This window comes from Vibrio sp. 1F279 (assembly GCF_041439815.1).
Lineage (GTDB): Bacteria > Pseudomonadota > Gammaproteobacteria > Enterobacterales > Vibrionaceae > Vibrio > Vibrio tasmaniensis_A.
This window is the reverse complement of sequence record NZ_JBGOOU010000011.1, coordinates 104565-123257: the sequence shown is the minus strand read 5'-3', so window position 1 is coordinate 123257 and position 18693 is coordinate 104565. Positions and strand designations below refer to the sequence as shown.

The window sequence follows — 18693 nt, the reverse complement described above, 5'->3', positions numbered from 1 at the left end:
TGTCGCCACTTGCCAAATTTCAGGTAAAAAAAGAGCCACTCTAAAGTGGCTCAATTCTTAAAAATTTAAACAATCGTTTTAAACGTTACTCTTTACCGAATACGTTGTTCTCTTGCTCTTGTACACGGATGAAAGTCGTACGCTTCGTTAGCTCTTTAAGCTTTGCTGCACCTACGTATGTACAAGTTGAACGTACACCACCAAGGATGTCAGAAATTGTGTTGTGAACTGAACCACGGTATGGAAGTAAAACAGTTTTACCTTCTGCAGCACGGTACTTAGCAACACCACCTGAGTGCTTGTCCATAGCCGACTGTGAAGACATGCCATAGAACTTCATGTATTGCTTACCGTCTTGCTCTACAACTTCACCGCCTGACTCAGAGTGACCAGCTAGCATGCCGCCTAGCATTACGAAGTCAGCACCGCCGCCGAACGCTTTAGATACGTCACCCGCACATGAACAGCCACCGTCACCGATGATCATGCCGCCAAGGCCGTGTGCTGCGTCGCCACACTCGATGATTGCAGAAAGTTGAGGGTAACCTACACCTGTTTTAACACGAGTAGTACAAACCGAACCAGGGCCGATACCAACCTTAACGATGTCTGCGCCCGCTAGGATTAGCTCTTCAACCATGTCACCCGTTACAACGTTACCAGCAGAGATAACTTTAGTCGGGAATTCAGCACGTACTTTTTGTACGAACTCAACTAGGTGTTCTGAGTAGCCGTTAGCGATATCAATACAGATGAATACAAACTCTTCGCTAAGCGCCATGATCTTCTTAACTTTCTCGAACTCAGCTTCAGATGTACCTGTTGATACAAAAACGTTGTTCAGTGTTTTCTTGTCTGCTGTTTTAGCGAACTCAGCCCACTGCTCTACTGTGTAGTGCTTGTGTACTGCAGTCATAACACCGTGCTCTGCTAGAGCAGCTGCCATTTCAAAGCTTGCTACCGAATCCATGTTCGCTGCAATTACTGGAGTACCAGACCATTGACGACCGCTATGCTTGAATGTAAAATCGCGGGTTAATTCAACTTGAGAACGGCTTTTAAGGGTAGAACGCTTCGGACGGAAGAGTACATCTTTGAAACCTAACTTAAGTTCTTGTTCGATACGCATGGTGTTTTCCTTGATTCATAAAATTATGTGTCTCTCGCGAAATGCGTAGTAAAACCGTTGGCAGACGAGTTTACTTTTCTTCGGACACAAAAAAACCGGAGCGTTGGCAGACGCTCCGGTTTTCAGCATTATAGGTCGTGATTTAGTAACAGCAAGTCTGATATTTCATTTTTTTTTATGCTATCCTCTCGAAGATTCCATATCTGGTAAAACCTCCCAAGTAACACTTTCCCACTAAATTCTTACTAATTAATAACTTAGCGAACCAATCACGCACACGCTGTCGGTTTATTGCGCAATCGTTTTCCTCTCTTTTTCACACAATATCGCCTTCATTAAGCAAATATGTGAAGAAAGTGCCTCGAAATCACATAAAAACCACACTTTTCTCCAACAAAAAAATGCCTTTTTTCTTAAATAAATTCGATTTTTTTTCTAATTTTTATCTGTTTTTGACCAAATTGGGCAGTCTGGTGACGTTTCTGTTTTGCGGTCACTTGGAAAAGTAGAGTGAAAACGACTCAATCTAGAGGCCAATACTCACTTGGGTTTGATAATTCAGCCCTCGCACTCCACTAAATGAAGCTTTCAAACTCAAACTTTATAAATCCATCTTCTATCCACCCGTTGCATTGCCGCGCCGAAAGCACATTTCGTGGCTGCCCTTTCGTTCATGTAACCTGGAACATTCAGTAAAGCGCATAGAAAAAGAAGATTGGTTGACGTAAAAATCTAAGGGAAAGATTAGATTTGAAGAATAAAAAGCAAAAAAAATGGCTCAGGTAATTAACCTTAGCCATTTTTATTCGATGTTTTGAATTGTTCTTTACAAGCTATTGAGTATCGAATTAAGACAGGTGTTAATTCTTTTGAGCGCTTAACGCTTCTGCCGTCGCATCTTGAATCGATAAGAACAATGACGTGATTTGTCCAGTAGGCGAACGCATCGGGTTTAGCGTCACGTTCTGGTACATGAAATCAGCTTGTTGAGTAACAGGGCGAACATTGCGGCACTTGAACAGGTAAGGTCTTTGTGGCCATGTAATAAAGCTGCGACAACCTAAATCATAGACTGGCTTGGTTTTCAGCCTAAACCACTCTTCTGGGATTTCAGGGAATAACTCAAAGATCGACTTACCGATAGCATCATGTGATTGCTTACCGCTATGGTGAGTCATGAAGCCATTCCAAACTTGCACCTCAAAATCGCGATTAATAACCACCAGCCCCATGTCGACGTTCTGAACCATGTCCACCATCCAGTGGAACTGTTCAAATTCAGCAGGAAGATTCAACATATTAAAACTCCTCCATTAGGTAGGCCAATTTATTATCTAGAAGTGGCAAAGATTCATCAACAAACATGAATAGAAGGTCACAACGGATTGAAGTGCCGTCTATGTTATAGCTGACTTCGAAAGTCATCGTTTTCTTGAATGAGCCGCCGGTATTTTCAATAACGGAATCGATTGAGATGTGTTGACCCAGCAACACCGGAGAGCTCTGGAAGAAACGAACTTCTGACTGCTCACCTAACCCATTCAGGAATGAACCCACAAGGATATTAGACACATCCATCAACAGCTCTAGTTCTTCTAACTGTTCGCTTTCTGTTGGCACCTTCATGAGCTTTTTAAGATCGCTCACACTGGAATCACTCAGCAAGACTAACGCTTCACCTGCAATACCTTCTCCACTAAAGCCTTGGCAAACACCCGACACTTGGTCGTTGTCTGCTAAGTCGCGAAGTGCCATGTGCAATTCACTCACTTCCAAAATATTCACGTTCGGTAGTGGTAAATGGACAAATACATCAAAATGGCGCGCCAGTGCATCGGCGGCGCGGCCGATTGCTACGTTCGCCACTTCCATGTAGATATCGCGTCTGCGTAGTATTGGGAGATCTAAAGCGGTAGGGGTAACCACCTGAGGCTGCGTTGGCGGCTCAACAAGTTCACGTAAAATGCCTTTTAACGCTTCTTTATCGATCGGTTTTTGTAAAAACGCTTTAGCACCAAGGTCCATGACCCTCTGCTGCGCTTTTGGCTGGATGTCACCGGAAACAACGACAACAGGTGTGTTATCACCTAAGCGTTGCATCTCTTCCAATGTGCCATAGCCATCTAGCTCTGGCATGGTCAAGTCGAGGAACATCAGTTTAAACTGGTTTTGAGCTAACTCTTCAAGTGCATTAAGCCCATGAACAGCAAAAGTTATATCTGCATTTAGAGAACTAGGCAGTGATCGAGCCATCTGCTTCCTTGCTAATGCAGAATCATCACATATAAGAACTGGGAACGACATAAATGCACCACCGACAAATTAAAGCTAATTTCGAGGAGTGTAACAGATCATTATCGTATCAGGTACGGGGTGAATGAATTTATATGTAGATTATTAGTCAGATTGATGGGAAAAGCGGATATTCGATTATCTCTGATTATTCTTTATGAAAAACAATATGCTACAGAGATAGTAACAAGCCTTTTTATAAAGTAATTGCACTATTTCATGAATTGACTGCGATAATTTATAGAATAACAGCCTTAATAAGTAGCCTACTAAGGCTCGACTTGCCGATTCACGCAACAGCCATACATGTTTGCTCAACTATACATGTTTGCTCAACTGTTCGTGTTGATCGCCTACTACGCGTTTATCAGGTTGACGTTTTTATCCGTTTTACATAATGAGTACAAGGGAGCTAAAACTGATATGTAGGCCATAGAATCAGTAATGCGAAACGAATAACCACAGCAAACACCAGTAAAGCGATGCCCAAACGGTACCATTTGTATTCCGCAATATTCATTGGGATACGCTTATAAAACATAGTAATCACGCCTTTCCAATCACTACTGCGTCTTCCGTACTGCATCATGCTCGTCAAAACAAACAGAGCGCCAAGTACTAGCATTCCTTTCTCAGCCCAAAACAATCCAACTTCCATTTGTATTTTCCTTGATAAAACGGTGAGCGACTTAAATCATTCTAGCCACCTTTACGCTCGGTTTCTGTAAGACCAAGGTCTAAATTACGAAGTACGCAATTCAGGGCTTTTACCTGATAGCTGATAGCGCATTGTTGGTAATTAGAAATTGGTAACTGGTAACTGGTAACTGGTAACTGGTAATTGGTAACTGGTAATTGATAGTTCTCGGTCAGCAGTACAAAGTTTATCGTTCAAGCTTTCATGGTAAAGGCGAGCATCACAAGCAGATCACGAATAAGCATGAGTCGAGAGATCCGGAGACTTACTGTTCTTTTGAATGACACGCATCAGCTGGATAAGCAGCAGAATACCTGTCACACCTAAACCAACACCGATTCCGCCCCAGATTCCTGCCAATTCAAACTTAGACATCAAATACCAAGCCGCTGGCAAACCAAATACCCAGTAACCAATGGCTGTCATTACGGTTGGCATTGAGACAATCTTCATCCCTCTCAACAGGTTAATCGCCAATAACTGCCAAGCGTCTACAATAAAGCACAACGCAACCACCCAAATAACAGAGGCCAATAGCGAAGTCATTGCGCCCGTACCATCGTCTAACTTGAAGATAGACGCGATCATTTCTGGCCAGATGATGAACACGGCAGATAAGGCTACGCTCAACACCGACACCAATATAAAGCTTAGAATCGAGGTTCTTTTGATGCCTTCGTAGTTACCCGCACCGAAATCACGGCCAACCAAAATCGCCGCAGCTTGTGAGAAACCGAAATTGAAGTTCCAAGTAAAGCTTAAGCATTGCAGTAGGATTTGGTGCAGTGCTAGAGAAGCAATACTGATCGTCCCCGCCATCAGAGTTCCGCCGTATATCAAGCCATGTTCAAGTAATGCAGCGAGCCCAATAGGCAAACCCATCATCAATAAAGGGCTCATTAATTTGATTGAATACTCTTCTGTGTTTAACCAAGGGGCGAACTGCTTAAACTCGTCACGCTTGAATACCCAAACCGTGTATCCAACCATCACGATAAAGGCCGCGATAGCCGTACCTAGCCCTAAACCGGTTAAACCCATGCCTAATTGGAAAGTTAAGAAGTAGCTCACTGGCACATTTAGAATTACCGTGATAATAGACATCACCAGAATAGAGCGCACGTTACCAAACGCACTGGTTAATCCACGCAGTACCAACAAAATAAGCGAAGGCAACATCACCCACTTCAAAGCATGGACATATTCCATGGCTAAAGTGATCACTTCTGGTGGCTGTTTGGCTGCTTCTAATACCAACGGAGCAAACCAGAAGCTGGCCATTAAGGTCACGCTGAGCACGAATGCCAACATGGTTGCGCCTTTAACGGCTAATCTAATTTGTGTGTTACCAAACTCAGGACGAGCCACTCGCTGACCGTAAGCGATCGCAATCAAGTTCGCGACACAACCCACGGTGCTGCTCGCAATAATAAAGATGAAAAAGTAGATAGAGGCGCCTAAGCCACCAGCCGCAAGGGCTGACACACTGATACGCGACATCATCCAAACATCAGTAAGGACTAACGCCATAGAGATCAGCTGTGAAATGATCAAAGGGAATGCAAGAGTGAGTATTTTTTTCATGGGCGCCTCAGGTAATTTCGCCCAAAATACGATCGATGAGGCTGGCGTTCAATTGATAAATTTGCGACTCTAACATTCCATAAACTCATGCGAACGAATTATGACCCCATATCCTAGCTTGCCATCATCCCATAATGGCTTAAAAGCCTTCGAAGCTGCTGCAAGACTGATGAGCTTTACTCTGGCCGCCGATGAACTGCATGTGACACAAAGTGCGATCAGCCGTCAGATTAAACAGCTTGAAGATGAGTTAAACGCATCATTGGTTATTCGTAAGCATCGAGCGATTGAATTAACAGAACATGGTCACGATTTGTACGTGGCTTTACGTGAAAGCTATGCCAATGTCGAAACGGTTATTGCTTCTTGGGGTGAGCCAAAGCAGAAACGTATTGTGATCAAAGCGACTTTGAGTTTCGCGACGCGCGTATTGATCTCTAAAGTCCGGGAATTAAACGAGCGTTATCAAGATTATGAAATCGTCATTGTGCCTGTGATTGAGGAAGACGAATCGATCAACAGCAGCGAATATGACCTACTGATCTTTCACACGCGCTTCAAAAAACGCTATGACAAGGCACCTAACATCACCTTCTTGCGTGAAGAGTTTATGGCGCCAGTCTGTTCGACTAGTTTAACGAACAAAGATACTGACCTCGATTCGATATTAACCTTACCAAGGCTCCACCCGACCTTAGATCATCACGACTGGAAAGTGTGGCTGGCTGATGTCGAGTTCCCACCGAAAAAGCCCGTTAGAAATACCAGCTTCTTGTCTTTGGATATGGCACTCAGTGCTTGCTTGTCGGGTGAAGGGGTCACGGTGACGGATTTACTGTTGGTTTTGCAGGATCTACAACGGGGCTTCTTGTACTGCCCTAAGGATGCAAAGATTCAACACAGTGCTTGGACTTACTTCATGCACCAGCGTACACACACGCCTATCATCAATGACCTTATTGAGTGGCTGAGGGAAGAGACAGCAAAAGAGATCGAGTTGCTGAAATCACTCGCACAGCAATATCAATGGTTTGGTGTAATAGAGCAAGACAAAGGCTTTGGTCGACTCTCTTAAATTAAGCTATGATTCCCCTTCCCTCACCCGATTGATATTTTTATGCCTTCTTTCTCTGTTTCAATGATCCCTGTTGGGGTTAGGTTCATGATCCTCTCCGCTTTTGGATTCGCACTGATGTCTGCTTGTGTGAAATACATCAGCAATTACGGCATACCTGTATTTGAAATTGTTGCAGCAAGGGCTTTGGTGTCTTTGATCATCAGCTACATCGACGTAAAACGAAAAGGCATTTCGATCTGGGGTAATAACAAACCACTCTTGTTCGTGCGTGGTGCTGTCGGTACTGCGGCGTTAATGTGTGTTTACTACGCTGTCACCACCTTGCCATTAGCAGAAGCAACCATTCTACAATACGTACATCCCGTGTTTACCGCGTTGCTTGGCGTGTTGTTCCTCAAAGAGCGCGTGCAAAAGTCGACCATGATCTGCATAGCATTCTGCCTCGCGGGATTGCTGGTGATGGTACAACCAAGCATGAACAGTGGCGTAAACAGCGAGTTACCCATGTTCAGCATTATGGTGGCGTTATTGGGCGCGTTTGGTAGCTCAATTGCTTATGTAATTGTGAGAAAGCTTAGCCAAACTGAAGATAGCTCGGTGATCATCTTCTATTTTCCGCTGGTTGCTCTTCCAATCTCAACAGCCCTGATCTGGAACGACTTTGTATGGCCGAGCTTATTCTTAACCATTATGTTGGTTCTGGTCGGGATTTTCACTCAGATAGGCCAATACGGTTTAACCAAGGCGATGCAAACTCAAGCTGCCGGTAAAGCTTCGGCTTACTCATACGTTCAAATCGTATTCTCAGCGTTGTTAGGAGTGTGGATCTTCAATGAGATACCATCCGTTTGGACTTACCTAGGTGGTGGCCTGATCGTAACAGGAGCCTTGATCAATGTGTTTGGCAAACAGCTGTTAGTACCGTTTAAGGCTAAGTAACCAATTGAGCAACTGAGCGACTAAGCGACTAAGCGACTAAGCGACTAAGCGACTAAGCGACTAGCAGAGTAAATATCAGCTAGCCAATCAGCTAATAGATATAAAAAGGGCATTGCGGAATATTCCACAATGCCCTTTTCTGTGAGTCTTCCTAGCACCCTTTCTTAGACGTTTTATTTCGAACAATCTTGCTCTAGTACACCAACTCGATTGCGAGTTCTACTACGTGGCATTACGCAGCTTGGGATCATCACTCAAGTACTCTACAAACTCGATTTCAAAGCCCGCAGGATCAACAAAGTAAACGTTTTTGCGATAAGGTTCTTCAGCTCCAGGTTTGGCAATAGGGAAACCCGCATCAATAAGGCGCTCAATCACGCTCTCGATATTGTTGGTTACATAAGCAAAATGCGCGAGACCGACAGAATGCCCAGCCAAATCTCTGTTTTCTCCTTCACCGTGATCGCTCAACGCAATGTATTGGTATTCATCACCAAAATGTAGCCAGTTACGTGGCTTGCCAGACCATTCGCCTTGCCCTTCATCACGAACATACCAATGAGGGAAAGCTGCTTTATAGAAAGTCAGCATCTCTGGGATATCTTTAACCACTAAATTTACATGTTCAAGTTGGATCATTCTTCTCTCCTTAAAGTATTCTCTTAAGCAACGTTGCATATCCTAATACCTCAAGTTAAGTTGAGGTAAAGAACTAATTTACGTTTATTTTCGAGAACGTCTTTAGAGTCCAAATGGCTCTGCTTTGACTACATACAAACTGTAAGTTTAGACGACCGAATCCAATGTAACTCTCTTGCCTCGTATTATGTTCTTTGTACTTAATACCAGTGACTTTATGGGAGGTGTTATCTCCAAACCACACCTTCCACAAAGTGAGCCGATGAAATGGATGTTGTATACAGGCCTCCCCTCAGTGATCGCAATGCAGAACCAAACCGTAGTTAATTGAAATACAAGCACTTAGTATTTTTTAGTCGACTGCGTAGCGGGAGTGATACATGGACAGCAGAATTACCATCAAAGAATTTCTCAGAGTGTTCGATTACCTTCGTTCAACGGGCGAACAGCTGGACAATAAATATCAATTAGGTGAGATGTTTGCTTGGCACGATTACGACGGTTACACCTGTTGGCTAAGCTACAGAGACGTTACGGTAACCCTGATGTTCCACGGTTCATTAAAAATCGAATACGACAAAACGTCGAATTATGAAGACTTCATCAACCATTGTCTGACTATGCTTGCTACAGAGCCTTCTCCGTAAGTACGAAAGGTCAACACGCCCTAATAACTAATGGAGAAAATCATGCACGAAACTGACTTTAAAACGCACTTACTGCCTAAACGAATCGCTTCTTTGTGCCTAATACTCAGCCTTTCTTTTTTATGGTCTCAAGTATCTGTAGCAGGAATAGATATGATTGATTTTACACAAGCGAACGAATAGAAGAATTGGACAGCGACCAACGACAATGTGATGGGCGGCATCTCAACAGGCGGTCTTATTCATGATGGCGAGACGAGTCAATTTAAGGGCGAACTATCGCTAGAGAACAATGGTGGCTTCAGTTCAATCAATCGCTCTGTTAAAACACTAAGCTCTGAAACGGACAGCTTAGATTTGACGTTTGTGGGTGATGGTCGTACTTACCAATTAAGGTTCACAACGTGGATAGATGGAAACAGGACCAACTACAAGCACAACTTTGAGACAATTAAAGGTGAACAACTCAAGAAAGCCTTCCGACTAAAGGACTTTCAAGCGGTGTTTAGAGGTCGGTTACTCAACGGAGCTCCGGCGCTTAAAGCTCAAGACATTAAACAGATCGGCTTTTTGATTGCGGACAAACAGCCTCTGCCCTTCGAGCTAAACTTACTTCAGATTCAATTCAAAACCTCGCAAGAAACGGAGTAACGCTTTGTTGGAATAAGGTAAAGCCTGAATAAACCACAGACGAACAAAAGCCCCTGATATCTTACCGATTCGCGATAGATATCAGGGGCTTTCTATTCAAGTGTTCAAAAGATCAATGCTTCAAACCGTCAAAGATCTAGATCATTAACTGTTAATATTTGATGGCTGTTTTACCAATCGAAGCGCTGCTTTCAATACGTTGGTGCGCATCTTTCAGAGTCTCAACACTAAAACCATTCAACGTCGTCGTTAGTGTCGATTTAATGCGGCCTGCATCAATCAAGTTCGCAGCTTGGAATAAGATGTCCTGTTGCTTCTGGATATCGTCTGTGTTGAACAGTGAACGGGTAAACATCAGCTCCCACACAAAACCTACAGACTTACCTTGAAGCGCCGACAGATCAATTCCACCATCGAACTCCACAATCGAACTGATCATGCCTTGTGGTGCAATCAGCTCCACCATCGATTCCCAGTGCCCTTTAGTATCCGCAACATTAAAAATGTAATCGACATGCTGGATGCCTTGCTCACGTACAGACTCAACCAAGTTACGGTGATTCACCACATGGTCTGCACCCATATCCCTTACCCACTGCTCGGTTTCAGGTCTTGAAGCCGTCGCAATGACAGTCAGGTTAGTCAGTTGGCTCGCCAATTGAATAGTGATTGAACCTACGCCACCAGCGCCACCAATAATCAGAATCGACTTTTGCTCTTCAGGACGAACACGCAAGCGGTCAAACAACGCTTCCCACGCAGTGAGTGTCGCTAGCGGCATCACAGCAGCAGCTTCATCAGAAAGGCTCTTTGGTGCTTTCGCCGCAATACGGTAATCAACGGCTTGGTATTCCGCGTTAGCTCCCATGCGAGTGACGTCACCAGCGTAGTAAACACGGTCACCTAATTCAAAACCTTCAACGTCTGTACCTTTACCGACAACTTCACCGACTGCGTCATAGCCCAGCACTTTAGGTTGTTCGAGTGTTTTATCCTTAGCATTACGAAGACGAATTTTTGCGTCAGCAGGGTTGATAGCAGTCGCGCTCACTTTTACCAGCAAGTCATTATTTTTTAGTTCTGGCAGACTCGTTTCAAACTCAAATAAACTGTCTTGCTCTGTAATCGCAAATGACTGAGTAAATCCAATAGCTTTCATTTTTGATGGTACTGACATTGTGCTTTCTCCTTGAATTAGACGAGTTAATCTTAGTCAATTCTCACTCTAGATAAACCGTCTAACATTTGAATGATTTTCAAATATATTTTGATAATTAAGCGTATAAAGTTAGCTTAGAAGAGGTAAATAAGGGTTAACCCGCTTTGTGATTAGCAAAGATTTCAATACAATGTTTAGAACATTATCAAACACAGGTAGATAAGATGCTTCTTGAAGACTTACAGGTCATTTTAAAAGTGGCGGAGTTTCGCAGCATCACCGCAGCAGCCACCACCCTAGACATGCGTACTGCAACCGCGAGTGCTGCCGTCAAACGAGTTGAAGCCGCACTAGGCGCAGAACTGTTTGTAAGAACTACTCGCCATTTAAGGCTCTCTTCAGCAGGCGAACGCTATTTACCTGAGTGTGAACAGGCCTTGAAAATATTAGAGCAAGCCAAGCTCAGCATGCGCGAAGAGCTTGGTATTCTCGATGGAGAAATCCGCATTGCGCTTTCATCGGATCTAGGCCGCAACCTCATCACACCTTGGTTAGACGTGTTCTTGCTTGAATACCCTAAAGCATCACTTAGAACGAGCATCAGTGACAGTAATATCGATTTTTACCGTGACTCCGTTGATATGGCGCTTCGCTATGGCTCCCCTACTGACGCCAACATGTATGGTTTCAAGATCTGCGATGTGCCGAGAATATTGTGTGCGGCTCCTGAATATTTGGCTGAAATGGGAACACCAAAACACCCGAGTGACTTAGCTCAACATAATGGTTTGCTTTATCAGCTGCATGATATGTTGCAAGACGAATGGGTGTTTAACGATGGTAAGCAGGATCACAAAGTGAAGCTGAAAGGGAATCGTGCATCGAACGATGCTGACCTTGTTAGACGTTGGTGTGTTGCCGGTAAAGGCGTGGCGATAAAGTCTTGTTTAGATATGTCGAAGCATTTGCTTTCGGGCGAAGTGGTTAAAGTTATGCCTGAATTTAAACCAACACCAACCGAGTTGTGGTTAGTCTGCCCTAGTCGTCAATCCATCACACCAACGGTTCGCTTATTAAGAGATTTATTCCGCGAGAAAACCGCAGAGATCCTTTCTCAACTGAGCAAACAAAGCATTATAGATACTCAAAAGTCTTAGCGATCTAGAGATAAAAAAGGCGCTAGCGGACTTCAATCCACTAACGCCTTTCTTCATTTGAACATCACACTGTATTAATGGATGTATCTACATTAATACTAATACTTTAATACGAGTGCTTAGTTTGACTCTTCTTCAACATCGCAATCAGCACAGCACTGAAGAGCAATTTCATGTTCGAAGGTGATTGTATCTTGGCCTTCTTCTAGAAGTTCTGCAATTTCATCCGCGACTTCTTGCTCATCATCAGCTTCAATTCCGCTCGCTAACTCTTCTTCTGAATAACCGAAGAAATTCAGTAATAGATACTCGCGAGCTTCGTCTTTGGTACAAACCACATTTGCTGAAAGATCAGGCGTAACTTCACCTTCCGCAAGTGTCTTTGTCACTTGCTCTAGAGCAGTATCTTTCATCGCAGGCGTTAACCAACCAAGATCAGTACTTACTGTCGTTTTTTTACAGTCGAAGCAAGGCAGTTGGTGAAAGTAGTATTGAAAGGTCGTCATAGGTAATTTCTTCTTTAAGTGTTGTATAGCGAGATTATGCGCGTTTTATAGCAAAATACTATCTCAATCAACACCAAAAATTGATTCGCTCTGATTATTTTAACCAGATGCACAGCAAGCCATACTGACAACTTTAATCATCGGCTATTTGCTTAAATCGCCACACACATCGGCGTATTGGATATAGGGTCACGAAATACGCTCGCTTTGAGATCAAAAACATCATTCAGCAATGTCTCGGTCATCACCTCATCGGGGGTGCCTTCAGCCACTAAACCACCTCTTTCTAAAACGATCAAATGATCGCAGTAACGGCTCGCTTGGTTCAGATCATGGAGCACAACCACCACCGTTTTTCCCTTGTCATTCATCTGCTGCATCAAGTTCATTAATTCAACTTGGTGAGACATATCAAGATAAGTGGTCGGTTCATCCAACATCACGACATCAGTGTCTTGCGCTATTATCATCGCTATCCATGCTCTTTGACGCTGCCCACCCGACAGTGACTCAATCGGTTTATCAGCAAACTCAAGTACGCCGGTATCACGCATTGCTTGTTCGACAATCGCTTGGTCTTCTTGCCCTAACCTTCCCCAATGAGACACATAAGGAGAACGGCCATATTCAACCAGTTTTCTGACCGAAATGCCTTCAGGGCTGACCAATATTTGCGGCAGAAGCGACAACGAACGCGCGAGCACTTTATCGCCATAGCTCGACAACGGTTTGTCTTCAAATAACACCTCTCCTGTCACCGGCTTATTGATCCTGACTAACGTCTTTAACAAGGTAGATTTACCACATCCATTGGGTCCAATTAAGGCTGTGATTTTTCCCTTTGGGATGGACACCGAAAGGTTCGGTATGATCGTTTGTTTGCCGTACGCGACGGAAAGATTCTGCGTTTTTAGCATGGTTACCAACCTCGATAGCGATAGAGAAGAAAGATGAAATAAGGCGCGCCAATGACAGAAGTAAGTACCCCTGCAGGCAATTCAATCGGTGGTTGTAGACCTCTTGCCAAGCCGTCGGCACAAGTAACCAAAATCGCGCCCACCAGAGCAGACGCCGGGATTAACAACTTATGATTATGCCCAAACAACAAGCGCGCTAAGTGAGGTGCTAATAAACCCACAAAACTGATCGTTCCAGCCACTGAAACGCTGACGCTGGCAAGCAACACAGCGGCCAAGAGCGCAAGAGCTTGTATCTGTTTTGGCTTAGTACCCAATGTGGTGGCACTTTCCTCACCAAGCCCCATCACATCCAATCGCCAAGCAAGCCAAAATGCCATTGGCAACAACAAGAGCAATGCTCCCCAAATAAAGGGAACTTGCTGCCAGTTTCGCCCCCAAAGGCTGCCAGTTAGCCATACCATCGCAGTGTTGATCTCGATGGGGTTAGTGACAAGCAAGAAGTCGATACAACTCGCCAGAAACGCACTCACTGCAATACCAATCAAGGCCAACTTGGCGGGTGTTGGCCTTGACCACCATGCCAGTACCGCAATCAACCCAGCAGCCAATACCCCACCGAACATCGCCACCACAGGCAGTACGCTAACTGCCGCATTAGGGAACCACACTAAACTCGCAGTCGCAGCAAGCCCTGCCCCGGCGCTAATGCCCATAAGATCAGGCGATGCTAACGGGTTACGTATCACACCTTGCACTAATACGCCGGATAGCCCCAACCCTGCGCCCACGCTTATCGCGAGTAACATACGTGGTAGCCGATACTGATGGATAACAAAGTCGTCACTGGAAAAGGCGACCAAATGTTCGATGACTTGAGGAATAGAAAGTGACGCAGCACCGACAAACAAGCCCGCAGATGCCACTAATATGAGAATCCCTGATAACAAAACTATCTTAGTGTGATGGTGCATTAAGATCTCCTCGTCGCAATCAAAATAAAACAAGGAGTCCCAAGTAGGGCTGTAATAACACCAACGGGCGTTTCAGTCGGGAAAGCAATCGATCGTGACAACGCATCTGACCAAGACACTAATGCTGCACCTGCCATTGCGGAGATAGGAATCAGTAGATGGTAATTGTGCCCAACCATGGGCCGAACCAAATGAGGAACCAACAATCCTACAAAGCCAATGGGACCAGCGATAGCGACACTGGTACCCGCAAGCAACACGATAGCCAATCCACTCATGAGGCGAGTAAGCCGGATATTACTGCCCAACCCCACAGCCACTTCTTCACCAAGCGCCAATAAGTTGAGGTTACGAGCAAGGCTAACAGCCAACACCAAACCAATCACTGCTGGCGGCCAAAGCTGTTGCCACTGTCCCTCATCCACGCTAGACAATGAACCGGTAAGCCAATGCAGCACGCTATAAGCCATATCATCAGCTAGAATCAACGCTGCTCGAGTTAACCCAATCAATAAAGCAGTAATGGCGATACCCGCTAAAACCAAACGTAACGGATGAGAACGTTCGGAGAAGAAGCCACCGAGGAGTATCACAGCACCACCGCCTAGCAATGCACCAAGAACAGCATTAAGGATCGGGTTTAAATCACTCACCACAGGTATGCCTATCGCAGCTAAAGCCATAAAACAGGCTGCGCCAGCGTTAATACCTAAAATTGATGGAGACGCAAGTGGGTTACGTGTTAATCCCTGCATCAACAGTCCGGCGACGGCTAAGCTTGCACCAATCAATAACCCAGCGTGAGCCCTTGGAGCTCTAAGTGTCGCCAATATTTGATGAGTCATATTGCTCTCATCAAACGCAAACCAATAGTGAACTAAGTCACTCAATGTTAGGGAGAAATTCGACCAACCTAGCATCGAGGCCACGTAACCAGACATCGCCAAACACGACACTAAAGCCGTAAATAACGTGACTCGCCACGACACTAATACCGTAAGCCACGACACTATAAGCGAACGTCGCTTACCTCTAGAGAGCAACATCGAACTCATGAACGATCCAAGATCTGCTCTAGATTTTTCGCCATTTGTTCTGCGGCCAACATGCCTCGATTCAATGACCATAGTGCTGGTGACACTTCCACCACTTGTTGATTCTTCGCGGATGTTAATACATTAAACAGTGGGTTTTTCTGCCAATCATCAACGATATTTGGATCTGAGTAAGCACCAAGGAGCAACCAGTCAGGATTTGTTTTCAACAACAACTCAAAGCTGGTTGGTAAGTACGCCTTGTCTGTCGGATCCACTATTGGGCTAGCAATACCTAATGTGGTGAGTACACCTCCTGCATACGAAGCAGGGCTATGTAGCCACATTCCTTTTTCCGACACAACAGCAAATTGGACAGTTTGTTTAAGCGAGAAATGACTTTTAAATTCCACCATGGCTTGTTGATGTTGGTGAATTCTTTGTTCCATTGCCGATTGCTTGTCGAGGGCGATACCGACCTTAAGCGCAGATTCCAAGTTCTCTTGATAAGTCTCTCCACGGCTTTTGAGCAGCAGAGTTGGTGCGATTCGCTGTAGATCTTGATAAACCGTACGATGACGCTCTACATCGGCAATGATCAGGTCGGGCTTTAATACCGCAATGGCTTCTAGACTAGGCTGCGAACGCATCCCAACCGATTCCCATGGTTGCACTAATTCACGCACCGCCGGAATCACTCGCGAAGTATCATTGTCATCGGCAACACCAACCGGAGACACGCCTACCGCAGCTAACGCATCGATAAATGAGAACTCCAACACCACAACGCGTTGCGGGGTAGTCGCTATCTCAAACTGACCTTGCTCATCTTGAATGATCCTCGTTTTTGCTGAACTGGAGAATGAGAACAAGCTTAAAGCCAACAAAGCTAAGGTTATCGCTATCCTGCTGAATAAAAAATGCCTTTTGAATGACAGCAGTCCGTTCGGCAGCAGCCATTGATTCGAAAATAAAAGTCGAGAACTGTTTTCCATATTTACTTTTCCTTAAACACTAGAACCGTGAAAGTCGCCAATAATATTGGCGACTTATATTCGTTATTATTTTTAATCAATTACCGATTAGAACTGATAGTTCAGATCCAAAGTGTATGAACGCCCTGGCGCTGGATAGCGGCCAACCGGACTGGTATCAATACCGCGGAAGTAGTAGTCCTCAGCAAACAAATTGTTCACTGCAACATTCATGCGTAACTTACTGTTTTCATCTTTATACAAGTCTGAGCCTAGGTTTAAGTTCCATACCATGTAAGCAGGTACTTTACCTTTCGCACCCGATGCATCTTCAGCACTGGTATTGGCATTGTCATTGTCAGAATAAGACTCACTGAAATAGTAACCTGATAAGGTCGTATCTACCCGGCTAAAGGCGTAAGTCGCATCCCAGCTAAGCTGATGCTCGGATGTGTAAGGAAGTTGCTTACCTTTGTTTGCACCTTCTGCCTCTATCGTCGCATCCAAATAGTTATAACCCGCGCCTAAACTCAGAGCTTGCATAGCCTGCGGAACATAACGACCTGAGAGCTCAATACCTTGATGAAGCGTTTTACCAATATTATCAAAGGTCTGTGTTCCGCTTTGCCATTGGAGTTGGTCTTCAAAATCAATGCGGTAGAGCGCAACATTAAAGCTAGTTGAATCTTGATTGTAACGAGCACCCAACTCGTAGTTCCATGCTAGCTCACTGCCCTCTTCACCCTTGCCTCGGATGTAAGCGATTTGTGGTGCGCGCAAAGATTTCTGCGCATTGGTGTACCCAACCCATTGCTCAGTTAAATGGTATGCCACGGTTAAGCCCGGCAACCACTCGGTCACTTTGTTGTCTGTACTCTGTACTTTACCTAAATCATTAAAGGTCATATCAATCGATTCGTAACGAATACCCGGAGTAACCTTTAGCACGTCGTTAAACAGGCCAACTTCATTGCTGATGTAACCTGCGAAAGCATCGGTATTCAAGTTCCAATCACGTGGTACTTTTGTTACCCCACCAGCAATTGGCGTTTGCGTTAGCTTGTAATCGATATCTTCATTTACATAGCGAGCACCCACAATCAAGTTTTGCGTCACCGTATTACCGTCAAAGTACATCGCTAACTTAGGTTCCACACCATAAACAGCGAATTCACGTGGTGAGGTACGAATATCTGTTGATGGTAATGCTGGATCCGCCCAGTTACCGCCTGCGCTATTAAAGCCCCATTGGAAGAAACGCTCAGAGTGGTGACCAAATGTTAGCACTTCCAATTCTGCGCCATCCGCAATATTCAAATCATGCAAATACTTCAGGCTCCAACGCGTTGATGTGCCTTTGTATTCGTCATATGGTCGCTTCGATTGAGTACGATCTTGCTGGTAATCTTTTGGCGATAAAGCGCCCGGCATTTGGGTGTCGGCATCGTAACGCTGAACGAATGCTTGTAGCTCCTGGGTATCACTGAGTAACCATTGCAACTTCGCTTGGAAGTTTTTTACATCCGTATCTGAATGATCACGGAAGCTTTCACCTTTTAGGAAGTTACCTTCCACTTGAAGTGCCAGCGTATCGGTTAACCAACCACCGGTACGTAGGTAAAAGTCATTCAGTGGTGTATTACCATCTTCAAATACCGTAAAGCGATTACTGATTTCAGTTTGCCATTGGTGTGGAATAGGCTTAGTCACCAAGTTGATCACACCACCCACATTGTTTGGCCCGTACTGCACAGCAGCGCCACCACGTACGATATCAATTCGGTCAAGCATAGATAGCGTTGCTGGGAAAATAGATTGTCCGGTATGACCATAAGGCGCAAGAGTCAGTGGTACACCATCCATTAGAAATTGAGCATGACCACTGCGGCTCGCTTTCAAGCCGCGCACCGAGATGTTAGGCAATACACCCGTGCCCGTTTCGTCTTGAACCTTAATGCCCGGTACACTTTGAAATGCTGAATCAATAGAGAGTGCGCCACTCTTTTTAATTTGTTCGTTAGTTAGAACGGTACGCGCTCCCGGATACTCTTTCACATCATCTAATTCTGAATTACCGATCAAGCTGCCCGTCACGACAACCGTTTCCATGGTCGTCGTTTGCGGATCAGACGCAGCGAATGCACTCATGGAAGTCACTGAAGCGATGGCTGTTGCAAGTACGGTCAAGCGCAGTTTATGTTGCGCGTGGGGTTTACCATCCAAATTCTGGTAAGGCATGAAAATCTCCTAAGTAGGCAAATTAGGGTCAAAGGCTGTGCTTTTAAGTTATGCCAACGCTTTGACCCATTGGGCTAA

Annotated in this window: 17 protein-coding genes and 1 pseudogene; 5 read left to right on the top strand and 13 right to left on the bottom strand. The window is 44.8% G+C overall.

Annotated features, from left to right (window positions below):
- Positions 1 to 85: 85 nt before the first annotated feature.
- From ACED60_RS10730 to ACED60_RS10710, 5 genes are all read right to left on the bottom strand, one after another.
- Positions 86 to 1129, bottom strand: coding sequence for a GMP reductase (locus ACED60_RS10730; RefSeq protein WP_009844818.1), 1044 nt, complete (start codon positions 1127 to 1129; stop codon positions 86 to 88).
- Between the two features lie 860 nt (positions 1130 to 1989).
- Positions 1990 to 2427, bottom strand: coding sequence for a PAS domain-containing protein (locus tag ACED60_RS10725; RefSeq protein ID WP_009844817.1), 438 nt, complete (start codon positions 2425 to 2427; stop codon positions 1990 to 1992).
- 1 nt (position 2428) lies between these two features.
- Positions 2429 to 3433, bottom strand: coding sequence for a response regulator (locus ACED60_RS10720; protein ID WP_012600962.1), 1005 nt, complete (start codon positions 3431 to 3433; stop codon positions 2429 to 2431).
- 400 nt (positions 3434 to 3833) lie between these two features.
- A complete protein-coding gene (locus tag ACED60_RS10715) occupies positions 3834 to 4079 on the bottom strand; it encodes a hypothetical protein (protein WP_009844815.1) in 246 nt (81 codons plus the stop codon).
- Positions 4080 to 4349: 270 nt separating this feature from the next.
- A complete protein-coding gene (locus ACED60_RS10710) occupies positions 4350 to 5702 on the bottom strand; it encodes an MATE family efflux transporter (RefSeq protein WP_371727493.1) in 1353 nt (450 codons plus the stop codon).
- A gap of 100 nt (positions 5703 to 5802) precedes the next feature.
- On the opposite strand from ACED60_RS10710, the gene ACED60_RS10705 reads away from it, so the two are divergent.
- Positions 5803 to 6777, top strand: a complete 975-nt coding sequence (locus ACED60_RS10705) for a LysR family transcriptional regulator (protein WP_371727492.1) — start codon at positions 5803 to 5805, stop codon at positions 6775 to 6777.
- A gap of 42 nt (positions 6778 to 6819) precedes the next feature.
- Positions 6820 to 7719 (top strand): DMT family transporter, encoded by a 900-nt coding sequence (locus ACED60_RS10700; RefSeq protein ID WP_371727491.1) that lies wholly within the window; start codon positions 6820 to 6822, stop codon positions 7717 to 7719.
- 222 nt (positions 7720 to 7941) lie between these two features.
- On the opposite strand, the gene ACED60_RS10695 is transcribed toward ACED60_RS10700, so the two are convergent.
- Complete coding sequence (locus ACED60_RS10695; RefSeq protein ID WP_009844811.1) at positions 7942 to 8358, bottom strand: VOC family protein; 417 nt, start codon at positions 8356 to 8358, stop codon at positions 7942 to 7944.
- Positions 8359 to 8738: 380 nt separating this feature from the next.
- Between ACED60_RS10695 and ACED60_RS10690 the strand changes: the two genes are divergently transcribed.
- Together ACED60_RS10690 and ACED60_RS10685 are read left to right on the top strand one after the other, a co-directional pair.
- A complete protein-coding gene (locus tag ACED60_RS10690; RefSeq protein ID WP_371695910.1) occupies positions 8739 to 9005 on the top strand; it encodes a DUF3081 domain-containing protein in 267 nt (88 codons plus the stop codon).
- Between the two features lie 30 nt (positions 9006 to 9035).
- Positions 9036 to 9656: pseudogene (locus ACED60_RS10685) on the top strand (CIA30 family protein).
- Positions 9657 to 9807: 151 nt separating this feature from the next.
- Here the strand turns inward: ACED60_RS10685 and ACED60_RS10680 are convergent.
- Positions 9808 to 10833 (bottom strand): zinc-binding alcohol dehydrogenase family protein, encoded by a 1026-nt coding sequence (locus ACED60_RS10680; protein WP_371727490.1) that lies wholly within the window; start codon positions 10831 to 10833, stop codon positions 9808 to 9810.
- A 206-nt stretch (positions 10834 to 11039) separates the two neighbouring features.
- Between ACED60_RS10680 and ACED60_RS10675 the strand changes: the two genes are divergently transcribed.
- Positions 11040 to 11972: a LysR family transcriptional regulator gene (locus ACED60_RS10675; RefSeq protein ID WP_371727488.1), complete on the top strand. Its 933-nt coding sequence runs from the start codon at positions 11040 to 11042 to the stop codon at positions 11970 to 11972.
- 119 nt (positions 11973 to 12091) lie between these two features.
- Here ACED60_RS10675 and ACED60_RS10670 read toward each other — a convergent pair whose 3' ends face one another.
- The 6 genes from ACED60_RS10670 to ACED60_RS10645 form a co-directional block, all read right to left on the bottom strand.
- Complete coding sequence (locus tag ACED60_RS10670; RefSeq protein ID WP_009844806.1) at positions 12092 to 12478, bottom strand: hypothetical protein; 387 nt, start codon at positions 12476 to 12478, stop codon at positions 12092 to 12094.
- A gap of 152 nt (positions 12479 to 12630) precedes the next feature.
- Entirely contained in the window at positions 12631 to 13395 is a 765-nt protein-coding gene (gene fecE, locus ACED60_RS10665; protein WP_020477206.1) for a Fe(3+) dicitrate ABC transporter ATP-binding protein FecE, read from the bottom strand.
- A 2-nt stretch (positions 13396 to 13397) separates the two neighbouring features.
- Positions 13398 to 14369 carry an iron chelate uptake ABC transporter family permease subunit gene (locus ACED60_RS10660; RefSeq protein ID WP_371727487.1) on the bottom strand — a complete coding sequence of 324 codons (972 nt, stop codon included), beginning with the start codon at positions 14367 to 14369 and terminating at the stop codon, positions 13398 to 13400.
- On the bottom strand, positions 14369 to 15424 hold the full coding sequence (locus ACED60_RS10655; protein WP_371727486.1) for a FecCD family ABC transporter permease: 1056 nt from the start codon (positions 15422 to 15424) through the stop codon (positions 14369 to 14371). Before ACED60_RS10655 ends, ACED60_RS10660 begins: the two co-directional genes overlap by 1 nt.
- On the bottom strand, positions 15421 to 16398 hold the full coding sequence (locus ACED60_RS10650) for a Fe(3+) dicitrate ABC transporter substrate-binding protein (RefSeq protein WP_371727485.1): 978 nt from the start codon (positions 16396 to 16398) through the stop codon (positions 15421 to 15423). Before ACED60_RS10650 ends, ACED60_RS10655 begins: the two co-directional genes overlap by 4 nt.
- A gap of 87 nt (positions 16399 to 16485) precedes the next feature.
- Complete coding sequence (locus ACED60_RS10645) at positions 16486 to 18615, bottom strand: TonB-dependent receptor family protein (RefSeq protein WP_371727484.1); 2130 nt, start codon at positions 18613 to 18615, stop codon at positions 16486 to 16488.
- Between the last annotated feature and the right edge of the window lie 78 nt (positions 18616 to 18693).

Excerpts from the sequence above, each read along its gene's own strand:
- ACED60_RS10730 (WP_009844818.1), bottom strand. The coding sequence starts at position 1,129 with ATGCGTATCGAACAAGAACTTAAGTTAGGTTTCAAAGATGTACTCTTC.
- ACED60_RS10725 (WP_009844817.1), bottom strand. The coding sequence starts at position 2,427 with ATGTTGAATCTTCCTGCTGAATTTGAACAGTTCCACTGGATGGTGGAC.
- ACED60_RS10720 (WP_012600962.1), bottom strand. The coding sequence starts at position 3,433 with ATGTCGTTCCCAGTTCTTATATGTGATGATTCTGCATTAGCAAGGAAG.
- ACED60_RS10715 (WP_009844815.1), bottom strand. The coding sequence starts at position 4,079 with ATGGAAGTTGGATTGTTTTGGGCTGAGAAAGGAATGCTAGTACTTGGC.
- ACED60_RS10710 (WP_371727493.1), bottom strand. The coding sequence starts at position 5,702 with ATGAAAAAAATACTCACTCTTGCATTCCCTTTGATCATTTCACAGCTG.
- ACED60_RS10705 (WP_371727492.1), top strand. The coding sequence starts at position 5,803 with ATGACCCCATATCCTAGCTTGCCATCATCCCATAATGGCTTAAAAGCC.
- ACED60_RS10700 (WP_371727491.1), top strand. The coding sequence starts at position 6,820 with ATGCCTTCTTTCTCTGTTTCAATGATCCCTGTTGGGGTTAGGTTCATG.
- ACED60_RS10695 (WP_009844811.1), bottom strand. The coding sequence starts at position 8,358 with ATGATCCAACTTGAACATGTAAATTTAGTGGTTAAAGATATCCCAGAG.
- ACED60_RS10690 (WP_371695910.1), top strand. The coding sequence starts at position 8,739 with ATGGACAGCAGAATTACCATCAAAGAATTTCTCAGAGTGTTCGATTAC.
- ACED60_RS10680 (WP_371727490.1), bottom strand. The coding sequence starts at position 10,833 with ATGTCAGTACCATCAAAAATGAAAGCTATTGGATTTACTCAGTCATTT.
- ACED60_RS10675 (WP_371727488.1), top strand. The coding sequence starts at position 11,040 with ATGCTTCTTGAAGACTTACAGGTCATTTTAAAAGTGGCGGAGTTTCGC.
- ACED60_RS10670 (WP_009844806.1), bottom strand. The coding sequence starts at position 12,478 with ATGACGACCTTTCAATACTACTTTCACCAACTGCCTTGCTTCGACTGT.
- fecE (WP_020477206.1), bottom strand. The coding sequence starts at position 13,395 with ATGCTAAAAACGCAGAATCTTTCCGTCGCGTACGGCAAACAAACGATC.
- ACED60_RS10660 (WP_371727487.1), bottom strand. The coding sequence starts at position 14,369 with ATGCACCATCACACTAAGATAGTTTTGTTATCAGGGATTCTCATATTA.
- ACED60_RS10655 (WP_371727486.1), bottom strand. The coding sequence starts at position 15,424 with ATGAGTTCGATGTTGCTCTCTAGAGGTAAGCGACGTTCGCTTATAGTG.
- ACED60_RS10650 (WP_371727485.1), bottom strand. The coding sequence starts at position 16,398 with ATGGAAAACAGTTCTCGACTTTTATTTTCGAATCAATGGCTGCTGCCG.
- ACED60_RS10645 (WP_371727484.1), bottom strand. The coding sequence starts at position 18,615 with ATGCCTTACCAGAATTTGGATGGTAAACCCCACGCGCAACATAAACTG.